This window comes from Martinezella tropici, assembly GCF_003287875.1.
In the GTDB taxonomy this organism is placed as follows: domain Bacteria; phylum Pseudomonadota; class Alphaproteobacteria; order Rhizobiales; family Rhizobiaceae; genus Rhizobium; species Rhizobium tropici_C.
Map to the genome: position 1 here is coordinate 317,142 of NZ_QMKK01000022.1, position 12,554 is coordinate 329,695.

Consider the following 12,554-nt stretch of genomic DNA (forward strand, 5'->3'; position numbering starts at 1 on the left):
CCTAGCGCTGAAAGCGACGAACGAGGGTCTCGGGACCGATCATCGCCTCATCGAGGTCGACTGCGATCAATCGGTGCAGGACCATCCAGGAAATGCCCGTCATGGGCTGCACCTCGCGGAACACGTGCAAACACTCCCCCACAGACAGGGATCCGGCTTCGTCGAGCGCGGACAACATCCTGATTCTATCGTTGAGCGGAGTCCGGCAATTCGCGTATCGAAGCATGTCGCGCGAGTTCGCCAGGCGAAAACCTCCTTCGATCTCCTCTCGGGCGATGCCGCGGTATCGGAAACCGGCGAGCGCTGCGCCCTCCTTGACTTCAGGGATTTCCTGTTCTTCGACGGCGTCGAGCAGATATCTGGCACCATCCTCGTAGTCGACGAGGAAGTCCGGGACGTGCGGCCCTAGTTCCGTCGCGAATTCGAGCGGGAGGCAGAGCCACGCGATGACGTTGGGGTCCACGTCCAGGATGCAGCCCAGATCGCGAGCGGAGCGTGATCGAAACAGGGCGTCGGCGGAGCAGCGGACGGTGCCCCTTGGATAGAAAAGCTGGATGGAGGCTTCTGCATACGCGGCGTACAGGGCCGCAGGCGTTTCGACGTGCGAATGGCTCATCAGGGACATCCTCAAATAAGGAAAACGATGCGTGCTCCGCCACGGGGCGGTACCGTTCAACCTATTCGAGATATCCAAACGAGCTTCATCATGGTGAACAAAATATGAACAAATTTGCCGGAGTCAACTGGTATCTCGTGTTTTTTACGCTCGGACGCTTCGCTCCCTCGTGCGGCGACTTACGCCGGCTCGGGTTCCTCCGCTGCAAACCCCTGCGCCTTCAACTCTGCCCCGATCCACTTGCGGGCGGTGCCCATGCTCTGCCGATAATCGTCTGCCGCGAGCGAAAGGGATTCCGGCGAGGTGGCTCGATCAAGGTCTTCGATAGACCAGCCATCGACCAGACGTTTGCTTATTGCAAAGCACGTGGCCTTGCCGACGCGGAACGCCATCGATCGCTGCGCGGCCTTCAATACGATCTTCCGCAGCTCCTCTCCCTCTGTCTGCCCAGCGAAGTGGAGCTCGAGTTCGGCAGTCATACGCTCCACAGCCGAGTACAGACCATTGATGAACAGCGTCTGCGCGTCCTTGTAGTATCTCCCCGCCCGCCCCTTCATCTGCTTTTCGTCGACCTCGGCCGGATCGTCCAGAATCTCAATCGTCGGCGCCCGCTCCAAAGCCTGAGATTCCTTGGACAATTTCGCGCCCTCGGGGGCCTTTCGAACCTTCTTGTCGGTAGCCCGCTGGCCGCTGCTACGTCCGCCACGAAGGAAACGGTCTTCCTCGTTATCGATAGGATCGACCGGCGCCGCGCGAGCCTCGTCCAGTCCGACGTCACTATCATCGGTGCGGTCGGGCGCTTTGATCGAGTTCACGAAGGTGGCGGTTGGCAGACGGAATTCGTCAAGCAGCTTCTGAAGATCCCGCTGTAGATCGTCGAGGTTTTCATCCCGCGGAGGATGGGCCTCGCGAATGACGTCCTTGACCCACTCGGGCATCAATTCCCGCACCCTCGAGGCGTATTCGTCCGTCGAAATCGGATTGCGCTCCTCTACGGTCGTGAGTGCGTCCCGGTACTGGTTGGGAAGGGCGTCGTCGTCAGGGATGCCGATTTCGACCGTCAACACTGTCGAACCAAACGGGATGCCGTAATTCGGCGCTACCGCAGACCATTTCTTCCCCGTCCGGAAATCGTAGCGCTCGCCTTTATGCACCAGCGCGCAGAAGGACGTCGATGACGTGGCAGGATTGTTGAGGGCGCTAAGCGAGTGACTATAGTTGGCGTGCTTGGGATCGTGGATGTATTGGATCTTGACGCCGGTCTCGGGGCAGAGGACCACTTCTGCGTTCGGCAGCAGCGGCACCACGTCCTGAAGCGTCTTAAGCGTTCGCGTCTTGCCCGTTTCGTCTTTTCCTCCTCCCTTGGTAAGAGAGACGTCGAGGGTGACCCTGACGCCGGGCTTAAACTCGGCGAACCTTCGGAAAATCTGTGTGGGAACATAGCTCCGGTCCACGCGAATTCCTTTGCCGACCGGCTCCGCAATCGTGTCATGCTCGTCGTCCTCGCCCATCAGCACGACCTCAGTCCAGTCCGAGGACAGATCGACTTTGTGACGTAGCGAGTAGCTTACGTCGAAAATGGACTCTTCCCTGCCCTCTACCTCGAAAGTAAATCGGACGAACGTCTCGGCTTCCTGGTCGTAACCGATAGTGACCTCGTGAACGACGCCGTCCTTGCAGGACCGATAGCGGATGCCCGCCGGCGAAACCGTGAGACCGGAAACTTTAGCGCCGATCCCGAAATTGCCCTTCAACGACATCTGCTTGTTGATGGAGGCCGAGATATTGGTCGCGGTTCGCAGCTCGGTCGCGTTCATTCCAGGGCCGGTGTTCCAAAACGTGAGCTTTCGGACCCCCTCGACGAGAGTAGGATAGATCCGAACAAGCTTTCGTCCTTCGGGAGCGAGCGAGGCGCTTTCCTGGGCGTTCATGAAGAACTCACGCACGAGGGTATGACGCGGTGCCTGACCTATAAGGCGGTTGATCAGGAAACGGTCATCTTCGATTGTCAGACGTTCGGAGCTCATCGAATTCCCTTTAAAGTTTGAAGACGTCTTTCTGAGAGGCCGCGCTGGAACCGAATTTACGTTCAAGATCGGAAACTGCGTCGCGAAGCGCCTTCGTAATCTTCTTAATGTCGCCCTCATCAAACTCGTAGGCGCGCCGGTTCGATAGGTTGCCAATCTTTCTGACTGCTTCCAACGCCAACTGGGTCCGCCCCTCTGCAAGCTTGACGAATTTCTCTCTTTTTTCGCTCATCTGTGCTCCCGATACTTCCGGGCACATAAGATCTCTAGGACGGCAGGTCAACAATCATGATGAATATTTCGCCGAAATTCATGATGTAATTCTTCTTTTCATTCGAATGATATTCGCGGGGCCATAGGCAGGCAACGCGGCGCGGTGTTCGCTACATGGGCGGAATGACCAAGGAATGCTGGAAGGAGGCGCGGCCGTTACTAGGTGAATTTCGACACGGCCGACGCCCCAAGAGGTTGGAGAGCGCTCGGCATTTCGTCGCACGCGGAAATTCGGGAGACCGCAGCGTCCTTCTAGGACATCGGCAGATGCCGATTTCGAAGTGACGCTACCCTGCTGGTATTCTCCTCCTAGGAGGTTGAACGGGTTTCCGTATGTCGCCTTCGCTTGATGAACCGACTGCTAAGGCAGCCGAGCCGACCGGCCGCGCCCGCCTGCGATTGAACGACCGCGGAACCATCATTTGTCAGCGTGGTTAACGAGTCCTTCCAGCCAGGCGCCGGAATCTAGCCCTTCGGTCGCAGTTTCAGAATGGATTCGGCCACATCGGGTTTGCTGAAGTCCTCTTCGACCTTGAGCACATAAATACCGGTCGCATCGCGGATGCGCTGAGGACCAACAGTTCTCGCCAGTTCGAGAACCTGCACAATATTCCCCTCGAGGTCTTTTGCGGTCCAAATAGGGCTCATGTCACTTCATTGCTGACTAAGATTCGACCGTAACACTTTAACAGGCGTCGACGCCTTAGCCTACATCTCTACCGAGGGACCAACAAGTGAAAGCGACGAGCTGGTGGGACAGATTCTCGTTGATACCAATATCATCAGCACGGCCTACCTTCCAGAACCTCCACAATGGATATGGGAGTGGCTGGGCGAGTTGCCGCGCGGCGCCCTCGCCGTATCGTGGATCACCATCTATGAAACGGAGGTGGGTATCCGGGCCGTTCAGCGGCACAACGTCCAGAAGGCCCTTGAACTGCTGGCTTGGTTCGAGGAGTTCCTCTCCAGCCGAATGATCCAGCCGGAAATGGACGTCGCCGCCGCCCGCGTTCTGGGGGCCATGGCGGCTCACCCTCCCCTCCGGCACTTCTTCCATACTCCAGAGAGGAGGGACAGGCATGGCAGGGTGATCAAGCAGGATCGTGTCAACCTCGGATGCGACGCCATGCTGGCAGCGCTCGCCATAGCCCATGGACTGCCGATCGCCACCTTGAACCCCGCCGACTTCTGTCTCATTCACCAGCACTTTCCCCTTCCCGGCGTATACGACCCGCGGGCGGACGTATGGCACGTCGAGCCGCCGCCCGGATGGCATGTCGGCGACGCGGCGAACGACGACCTGGAACCGACGGAATGGCCGGCGCGAAGTGGACGCCTATAGGCATTTGTCACTTGCTCCGGACAGAGCGACCGTAAGGCATACGCCCATACGGAAGCTAACCATGTCGATCAGGCTCATGATCTCGCCAAACAACTACCCCTATACCCATGGCTGGGGGGTATATCCGCAGCTCCCCACGGAGCTTGGGAAGCGGCGGCGAAGTGCAAAAAACCTTCTCGGCTTCATGGATGCTACGCCGGGCGTGAAACCGAGCGACTGGAAGTATTCGACCACCGTGCTCGAGGCTACATTCCGCTCCGTCGCCGGCGAAAGCTCGCGCGACTGGTTTACCCTGTCGAACGACCTTGGCCAGCCGTCGCGGGCCCTCGCGCACGAAGTCTACGAGCATCTGGGCGTCCTGAAGGAGCTGGAGCTGCGGTCAAGCGAGACAGCTCGGGTTTTCGACCACCTCGAAGATCTCGCTCTTCCCGAGATGCTGCAATACTTCCGGGAGACAACCTCCCTGGACGACCCGCGGCCGACCGACATCCGCGAAGGCTGGTGTCATGTGCTTTGGTCGCACGACAGGCCTGAACGCGTCCTCGTCGGGGCCGTCCATGGCACGCCGCTCGAAGTCGCCTCGGTGCTTGACCGGCGGAACGCGGGAAGCCGTCACGGCGTCCTCGCCGCATGGCACGTCGGCGATCCGGACTGGGCCGCATCGCAGCTCGTGCGCACTTTCGGAACGTCGCTAGACCAGCTCGGCCTGATGGAACTCTCCGCCGCCGAGGGCATACCCGTCATCAAGATGCTGACGGAGAACGCGGTATGGAAGACTATCGTTCGGTCGCCGTGGCATCCCGAAGAGCACGTCGAATCCAATCCCGCCCAGGCCGACAGCGACGATCTCCTCGCGGCCTCGGGCCCATAGACGCGCGGGCGAATCCTTGCTTCTAATGGTTGAATCATTGCCGGCCTGGCTACGGTCTCGATTTGGCGCAGGACTCGTGCATGTTTTGAGAGTTCACTAACCAAACTCCCTCGTAACTCACTGAACGGGCGCCATTAATAGAACCTGCGCCATTTTACAGGGTGGACGTCGGCGGAATGATTCACTCTTGCACTGCGTGTATTGTCGCATTATGGTGCGGCCCAGCCTGAAGGTCCGTCACGTTGGCGGATCGGCTTCAAGGAGCATGCCATGACTGCAGTCATGTCGATAACAGCCGGGCCCCTTGCCCGCTTCGCCGCGTAGGCATCGACAGAGCTGCGCCGTGCCCGTGATGAGGGTTCGGCCGCCCGAAGTTCTTATCGCCAATTTTGGAATGAGGGTTCGAAATGTCTGGTTACGAGAACACAACCTTCTCGGCTTTCGCTCGCAACGTTTCCCGGAATAGTGCTGAATTCCCGCAGATAGCCTGACGCCGATTTCGCCGTCTCGTCTGTCCTATCCGTCGCGCCCGATGAGGCCCCGACGGTTCCTTCCGGAGGTGCCTGTGAAAATGCTGCTCCCCTGCGGTTCGAAAACCGCCGTCGCCGCCGCCAGCCTGCTCGCAAGCGTCGTCAAGCCGATAGGCTGACGTCCGAGCGGCCGTAAGCGCGGCCACTTCCCCATCGTGCCTAACAGGACTGCGTCGCAGGCCTAGGACTCGTGCGCGCTTACGAAGCGCCGAGCCCGGCTGCGCCGTCACCCTGCAAAACCCAACGTTTGTCGCAGCACAAGGAGTACGTAGTCATGCGCGACCTGATCGAATCCATCCTCCCCCGCATTCATCTGTCCGAACTCGACGAGGAGTACGGCGTCGTCGACGTCGAGGAGCTCGTCGAAGCTCTCGCTTTCGATGCCGACGATCATTGTCTTTCCGCTACGAGCGCCGCGCTTCAGAAGACGTTCGCGATGATGCATCTCGACGACACCCTGGGCGTGTTCGCGACCTACTCCGAGATGCTGTCGGAGATCGAGGACCTCAACGGCTGGCAGCCGGAGGGCCGTGCGGAAGACGAGGCTGGCCGCGACCTCGCCGACCTCGACCTCGCCGTACTCGACCTTGCAGCCTAGCCGCAGGCGCACGACGCCTGGCCGGGAAGCGCTCCCGGCGGGCATCACCCGATCTTTTGGAAGGACGACGTAGATGATCGCCACGCTTATCGAATCCATGCACCTGCGCGAACAGGGCTTCGACCTCTTCGAGCGCACCGTCGACGAACGCACGCACTTCGCGGAGCCGACCGGTGCCGCCATGCCGGGGGACTGGGAAATATGACAAGAAGACCGGCACGTGGCGCGGAGGTCCGCCGATGCGCGGCGAGACCGACCGCGACGTCGCGCCGAAGGCTCCCCCGGAGACCATCGAGGAGGACGAGGACCACGAGCACGTAAAGACGACCGCCTCGAGCCGCCCGGCCGTGGTCGACCGCAAGACGAACACGTACCACCGCCTGGAAAGCGGTCTGGAGCGCGACCTCGTGAAGCTGTTCTTCCTGCGCGACGATGTCGTGTCGATCAAGGCTCAGGACGGCCCGCACCGCTACAAGGTGGAGGGCAAGTTCCACGAGCACATCATCGACGTGGCTGCCGGTCTGGACGACGGGTCGGTCGAGCACTGGGCGGTCAAGCCGGAAGGTCCGACGGCCGAGCAGACCCGTGCCGAAATGAAACTCCTCAATAACCAACATCGCAAAGATGGAGGCGACGAGTTCTTTTTGGCCACGAGCGAGGACATCTCGAAAGCGCGCGTTAACTTCGCCGGGAACATTCTCCACACCCGCGAGGTGGCGAACGAGTTCGAGACCGCGCGCGTGCATGAAGCACTGCTGGAGCTCGGCGGACGCGCCCGGATCTGGCAACTCGCCGTACGCCTTCCCGATCTTTACCTGTCGGCGGTCCGCACCGCCGTATGGGACCTGATCGACAAGGGCCTAGCCGTTCATGACCATCCAAGTCCCGAGGCCGTCGTGGTCTCCGCGGGATCGTGGATCCTTGCCGTTGGAAAGGATTAAGAAGATGACCGTAGCAGCACCAGTTGGCAGCTATACGAAATACGACTTCGGCGCGGACGACCGCATCCGCTTCGAAGGCCGCTACTGGTGCCTCAAGACCCGCAACGAAGGCGACCCGGAGGAGGTCGCCCGCTGGTCGGAGGGCATCGTCATCGAAACCGTCGACGGAGGGCAGGACCGGCGGGTGAAGGCCTTCAGCTTCGAGTATGTGGACTACCTCTTCCGCCACAAGAAGATCGACTGGGAACAGGGCTACTTCAGCGCGCGCAACGCGATCGCCAGGGCGAAGAAGCTGAAGCGGACGGACCTTCCGGCCGTCACCCTCCTCCGTACCAGGATGGTGCTGGAGTTCCTGGACATGGAAACCGACAAGTACGAGACGGGCGAGTTCTTCACCCGTTCGGAGGCGGGCTTCCAGAAGTTCATCGACCACTTCAAGGCCGAGAACGCCCACCTGATCCCGCCGAAGAAGGGCAAGCGCGAAGTCATTCCGGGTCCGCGGCAGTTCGGCCGCCTGGTGGAGCGCTTCCAGGACAACCAGCTAGAACCCTGCTCTCTGCTCCCGCGCCATCGCGGCGGCGTCGGGCAGAAGTCGGACTTCACGCCCGAGGAAGAAGCCTTCCACATGGAGCACGCGGGCGCGTACCAGAGTAAGGACCGGCCGTCGAAGCTCGACTGCTACGCGCAGATGGACGAGGCGAACCGCAGGCGGGCCGAGGAAGGGCTCGCCGAGCTCAAGGTGCCGTCGCTGCGCACGTTCCAGCGCATCATCGACGACCTTGGCGACTACCGCAACGAGCTGACGCGGGCGGGTGATCCCTCGCGCGTCGCCAGACGGTTCGGAATGTCCCGGCGCGGATACCAGCCGCAGCGTCCGCTCGAATACGTCGAGATGGACGAGCACAAGCTCGACGTGATGCGGCTTCTGGTCCGCAGCGGGATCTGGGAATTCCTCCATCCGGACGTGAAGCGTAAGATCGAGGAGAAGATGACGCAGACGAACGACGGCCGCGTCTGGCTGTCGGTCGCGCTGGATGCCTATTCCAGATCGGTCTGCGGGGCGAAGCTTCTGTGGGGCGCGCCCGATGGCGCGTCCGCGGTCGCGACCCTCGCGATGGTGGCGCGCTCGAAGGAGTTCGAGACGAGGCTGTACGGCACCGCGACGAATTGGCCCCAGGGTGGCACGGCAGAGAACATCCACGTGGACGCGGGCGCGAGCTACACGTCGCTGGAGTTCCAGGAGGCCGCGCTGTCCTACAGCGGCAACGTCACGGTCCCGCCTTCGAAGCACCCTCACCTGCGCGGCCGCGTGGAGCGCTTCTTCCGCACCATCAACCAGCGCTACATCCATCTCCTGTCCGGGCAGACCTTCAGCAACGTGCTGCTACGCGACAAGTACGACGCCCAGAAGTACCGTCACATGACGGACGAGCAGCTCGCCGAGTTCCTCGTCATGCTCATCGTCGACTGCTACCACAACACGCCACACCGAGGGCTCAAGGGCCTTACGCCGCTCCAGGCATGGTATTTCGGGACGCAGAACGCCAACGGCGCCGTCAAGGGCTACCCGTCGGAAAGGGAGTATGCGGAGGCCTTCAGCGTCGTCACGAAGTACAAGGTCGGCAACTACGGGATCATGATCCTGGGGCTGCCGTACTCCAACACGTGGCTTCAGGAGTGCCGGGAGATGCGGTACGACCTCGAGCTGAGCGTCCGCTACAACGAGACCGACATCTCCAAGATTCTCGTCAAGGATCCGTTCAAGGTCAACGAGTGGGTGGAGGTCGAGTGCGCGCTGGACGGCCTCAAGGGCTGGCGGGTGACCCACTGGCTCGAGCAGATCAAGTACCTGAAGAGGCAGTTCGGCGCGTCGAGGTCGATCGGCATGCGGGTGGCCCAGGCGGCACTGGCGAATGCCAGGGATTTTGCAAAGTCGAGCAAGGCGGCGGCCGGGATCGGTTCGCCTCTTACCACCGCTTCGCAGCTCGCCTATTGGGACAGGGAGGTCGTCGCCGGCTTCACGATCGCCAGGGAGACCGTGACCGACTACGGCGAGCCGGCCGAGGCGGCCCGTGTCGACGCCGAGCGGGTCCGTTCTCATCGAAGGAGAAGGACCCAGTGAAGGGGGCCCGCGACGCGGGGCATGCTGCGGCTGAAGGCGGCAGCACGGCTACGGATGCAGCGTACGCGGCAACGGACAGCAGCTCCGACGACACGGATGCCGGGCCGGATAAGAAGCCGAAGAAGCCGGGCAGGAAGTCCAGGAAGTCGCGCGACCCGGTCGCAACGCAAAACACGCAGACCCCTCTGACAGCGCATCCGACACCATCGGAGCCGTCGTTGCCGCCTTCGACGCCGCCTGACGACGGACAGGAGGTGATCCCACGGAAAAGCGGCATCCGCATCGAAAAGACCCGGAAGGACGACCAATGACGGAGCCGAACTTCGACGATGAAATGCTGGCCCATATCAAGTCGACGGTGGCCCCCGCCACCGTCGACCGCGCCGAGATCCTCGCCGAACTGAAGGCGATGCATATCGTGACCGCCGACGACGAGGCGATCGACGTGGAACTCGACCAGATGATCGCCCACATTCTCGCGGGTAACTCAAAAGAAGGCTATGCCCTGACGATCACGGGGAAGAGCGGGGCTGGGAAGACCACTGCCCTCAACCGACGGCTCGACGCCCACCCGTCCTTCAAGCCTTTCGCGGGCAAGTACGGGAACATGCTCTCCCTGAGCCTCCGGGCCACCACGCCGTCTAGCTGCACAGCCAAGACACTTGGAAAGGAGCTTCTTGAAAGAACTGGCTACGTCCTTCAGTCGGACAAGGACGAGCATGACACCTGGCGTATCCTTCGGGAGAGAATGGAGAAGATGCAGACGAGAATTCTCGTTCTCGACGAGTTCCAGCACGTGCTCGATGCTCCGACCAGCAAGAAGTACATGCACCTCAGCAACACCATCAAGAACCTCCTGATCAACGACGGCCGGCCCATCTGGCTCATCCTTTCGGGCGTGCCGAGCATCGTGGACTTCATCGACCGCGACCCTGCAAAACAGTTGGACCGCCGGGCGCCGCTCATCGAAATCACCGGGCTGAAGGACACTCAGGCAGATCTGGAGCGCATCGCCGACATTGTGTACGAGCTCGTCGAAGCCTGCGGGCTGACGCTCGGCTTCGCGCCGACGCGAGACTTCCTGCTGCGTCTCATGCATGGCGGGATCTGGCGGTTCGGCATGACGGTGCAGATCGTCAAGAACGCGATCGAGCGCGGCCTCTGGGACAGGAGCTGGACGAAGGAGAAGGGCGCGGTACTCCACCACCGGCACTTCGCCGAAGGATACAGGCGGCTGGCCCGGAACTGCTCCGCTGAGACGAACGTGTTCCTGATCGACGACTGGTTCCACATCCAGCGCGAGGTCGACGACGAGGGACGCCTGGTGGACGCCGCGGCCCCCAGGAAGCGTGGGCGACCGAGGAAGGCATGATGAACTTGATCGAAACTCGCAGGAACGGGAGATAGCGGTGTCCGGCCTGTTCGACGTCCCTCTTCTCCCGGACGAGCCCCTTACGAGCTACCTCGCCCGTCTCGCTCGGGCGAACGGCGCCGGGACGATCCGCGGCTTCTGCCAGGACATGAAGCTCGACCGGCCCCGTCTGATCCGGGGCGACGAAGACGAGGTCCGCAAGCTGGCCGGACTTGCAGGACGCGATGCAGAGGGACTGCAGGCCAGCGCGATCGTCGTCGACGACCTCTCCGGCGCGACGGTCGCCGGACACTACTTCCCGCACGGCAAGCTCCGGCGGTCGAAGCTGCGCTTCTGCCCGCGCTGCATTGCGGACGACGACGCAGACGCCAGCCGCATGCCCGGCGCACGCCGCTACTCGCGCCTTTACTGGGTGTTTCCGCAGGTGCCGGCCTGCCACGTCCACCGCGTCGCGATCGTAGAGATGGAAGCAGACCAGAGCCACCACTACGACCTGAACACCCAGCTCGATCTCCTGGGAGACCGGATGCACGAGCTTCTGGAAGAATGCGTGCCGCGTCGGCCGACGGCCTTTGAGGGTTTCGTCCGCAAGCGTCTCGCAGGACGAAGCGCGCACGGTGAGTTCCTGAACGGCTTCGGCCTCTCCGCCGGGATGTCGGCCTGCGAGCTGCTGGGCGTCGCGCTGCTGTTTGGAAGGGAGGTCCGCGTCGGCAAGCTCGGTGAGGAGGACCTTCATTGTGCAAGGCAGGCGGGGTTCGAGCGGCTCGCGAAGGGCACTGACGGCTTCACGTCCTTGCTGGACGACGTCAGGTCGACTGACGAGAGATCGAACGTCCGCGGCGGCCAGGCCCTCTACGGAAAGCTCTACCTTTCGCTTAACGAGAACTACGAAGATCCGGACTACGACCGGCTGCGAAGCATGATCCGGAGCCACACCATGTCGAGGGTTCCGATGCTCGACGGGATGGAATTCTTCGGCCCGGTGACGGAGAGCCCATGGACGTCGATCGGGAAGATCGCGGAGGCGACCGGCTACCCGGACGAGACGCTCCGGCGCATCCTTGTCGAGCTCGGCCATATCGATTCCCTCCGACAGTCGAAGGGACAGCGGTACGTCCGGAAGACGGCGGCGGACGAGGCCGTCGCGGCTATCGGGGACATGGCGACCCGCGAGGAGACCGCGGCGATACTCGGTCTCCCCAGCATGACGGTGAAGCGCCTCATCTCCGACGGCATGATCGAACCGGTCCTGAAGAGCGCAGACGCGGGCGAACGGGGATACCGCCTTCTGGACCGGTATTCTCGAAAGGCCGTCGCCGATCTGCGGGATAGGCTTCTGGCACGCGCGCGGCCGGAATTCCCTGCCGACTGGACGAACCTGACAAATTCTGCACGAAAGGCAGGGCTGAGGCTGGTCGACGTCCTTCAGATGGTTCTCGACGGGCGGCTCCGGAACCTCGGGAGGTCGTCCGACGAGGACGGCGTCGCCGCGCTGCGTTTCGACGTGAAGGAGATCGACCCGCTGATCGCTGTCACTGAAAAGGCCTATGTCGAGCGTGCCGAAGTCTGCCGTCGCCTGCTGCTTCAGGCCGAGGCGTTCGCCTTCCTCGTACGGACCGGAAACATCAAGGCCGAGCAGAGGCAGCTCCGTGTCGCACGCGCGCCGACCTGGGTGATGACCGAGGCCGACTTTAAGGAATTCGACGCGCGCTACGTGACGTTCGCGCGCCTGTCGAAGGAGATCGGCGTCGGTTCGCGTGGGCTCGGCAAGATCCTCAGGGAAAAGGGAGCGCCCCTCGCCTTCCCGATGGAGAGCGTGAAGCAGGGGATCGTCGAGCGGCGGTTCCTAACACTCTGAAGAA

At 61.9% G+C, this 12,554-nt stretch carries 13 protein-coding genes; 9 read left to right on the plus strand and 4 right to left on the minus strand.

Annotated features, from left to right (window positions below; translation table 11 throughout):
- Nucleotide 1: 1 nt before the first annotated feature.
- The 4 genes from DQ393_RS06800 to DQ393_RS06815 form a co-directional block, all read right to left on the minus strand.
- A complete protein-coding gene (locus DQ393_RS06800) occupies nucleotides 2-616 on the minus strand; it encodes a hypothetical protein (protein WP_112341004.1) in 615 nt (204 codons plus the stop codon).
- Between the two features lie 179 nt (nucleotides 617-795).
- Entirely contained in the window at nucleotides 796-2,643 is a 1,848-nt protein-coding gene (locus DQ393_RS06805; protein WP_112341005.1) for a hypothetical protein, read from the minus strand.
- Between the two features lie 10 nt (nucleotides 2,644-2,653).
- Complete coding sequence (locus DQ393_RS06810; protein WP_112341006.1) at nucleotides 2,654-2,875, minus strand: hypothetical protein; 222 nt, start codon at nucleotides 2,873-2,875, stop codon at nucleotides 2,654-2,656.
- A gap of 506 nt (nucleotides 2,876-3,381) precedes the next feature.
- Nucleotides 3,382-3,564: a hypothetical protein gene (locus DQ393_RS06815; RefSeq protein WP_112341007.1), complete on the minus strand. Its 183-nt coding sequence runs from the start codon at nucleotides 3,562-3,564 to the stop codon at nucleotides 3,382-3,384.
- Between the two features lie 103 nt (nucleotides 3,565-3,667).
- On the opposite strand from DQ393_RS06815, the gene DQ393_RS06820 reads away from it, so the two are divergent.
- The 9 genes from DQ393_RS06820 to DQ393_RS06855 all read left to right on the plus strand — a co-directional run bounded on the left by DQ393_RS06820 (nucleotide 3,668) and on the right by DQ393_RS06855 (nucleotide 12,550).
- A complete protein-coding gene (locus tag DQ393_RS06820; protein WP_112341008.1) occupies nucleotides 3,668-4,258 on the plus strand; it encodes a type II toxin-antitoxin system VapC family toxin in 591 nt (196 codons plus the stop codon).
- Nucleotides 4,259-4,319: 61 nt separating this feature from the next.
- Nucleotides 4,320-5,129 carry a hypothetical protein gene (locus DQ393_RS06825; RefSeq protein WP_245430274.1) on the plus strand — a complete coding sequence of 270 codons (810 nt, stop codon included), beginning with the start codon at nucleotides 4,320-4,322 and terminating at the stop codon, nucleotides 5,127-5,129.
- Between the two features lie 804 nt (nucleotides 5,130-5,933).
- Nucleotides 5,934-6,257, plus strand: coding sequence for a hypothetical protein (locus tag DQ393_RS06830; protein ID WP_245430275.1), 324 nt, complete (start codon nucleotides 5,934-5,936; stop codon nucleotides 6,255-6,257).
- Nucleotides 6,258-6,330: 73 nt separating this feature from the next.
- Nucleotides 6,331-6,462, plus strand: coding sequence for a hypothetical protein (locus tag DQ393_RS34095; protein ID WP_259666459.1), 132 nt, complete (start codon nucleotides 6,331-6,333; stop codon nucleotides 6,460-6,462).
- Nucleotides 6,463-6,496: 34 nt separating this feature from the next.
- Nucleotides 6,497-7,198, plus strand: a complete 702-nt coding sequence (locus tag DQ393_RS06835; protein ID WP_245430276.1) for a hypothetical protein — start codon at nucleotides 6,497-6,499, stop codon at nucleotides 7,196-7,198.
- A gap of 4 nt (nucleotides 7,199-7,202) precedes the next feature.
- Nucleotides 7,203-9,320, plus strand: a complete 2,118-nt coding sequence (locus DQ393_RS06840) for a transposase (RefSeq protein WP_245430277.1) — start codon at nucleotides 7,203-7,205, stop codon at nucleotides 9,318-9,320.
- Nucleotides 9,317-9,631 carry a hypothetical protein gene (locus tag DQ393_RS06845; protein WP_112341009.1) on the plus strand — a complete coding sequence of 105 codons (315 nt, stop codon included), beginning with the start codon at nucleotides 9,317-9,319 and terminating at the stop codon, nucleotides 9,629-9,631. The genes DQ393_RS06840 and DQ393_RS06845 overlap by 4 nt, the downstream gene beginning before the upstream one ends.
- Nucleotides 9,628-10,692, plus strand: coding sequence for an ATP-binding protein (locus DQ393_RS06850; protein ID WP_112341010.1), 1,065 nt, complete (start codon nucleotides 9,628-9,630; stop codon nucleotides 10,690-10,692). The genes DQ393_RS06845 and DQ393_RS06850 overlap by 4 nt, the downstream gene beginning before the upstream one ends.
- Nucleotides 10,693-10,729: 37 nt before the next feature.
- The gene (locus DQ393_RS06855; RefSeq protein WP_181592294.1) at nucleotides 10,730-12,550 is read left to right on the plus strand and encodes a TniQ family protein; all 1,821 of its coding nucleotides are present in this window, start codon (nucleotides 10,730-10,732) and stop codon (nucleotides 12,548-12,550) included.
- Nucleotides 12,551-12,554 lie beyond the last annotated feature (4 nt).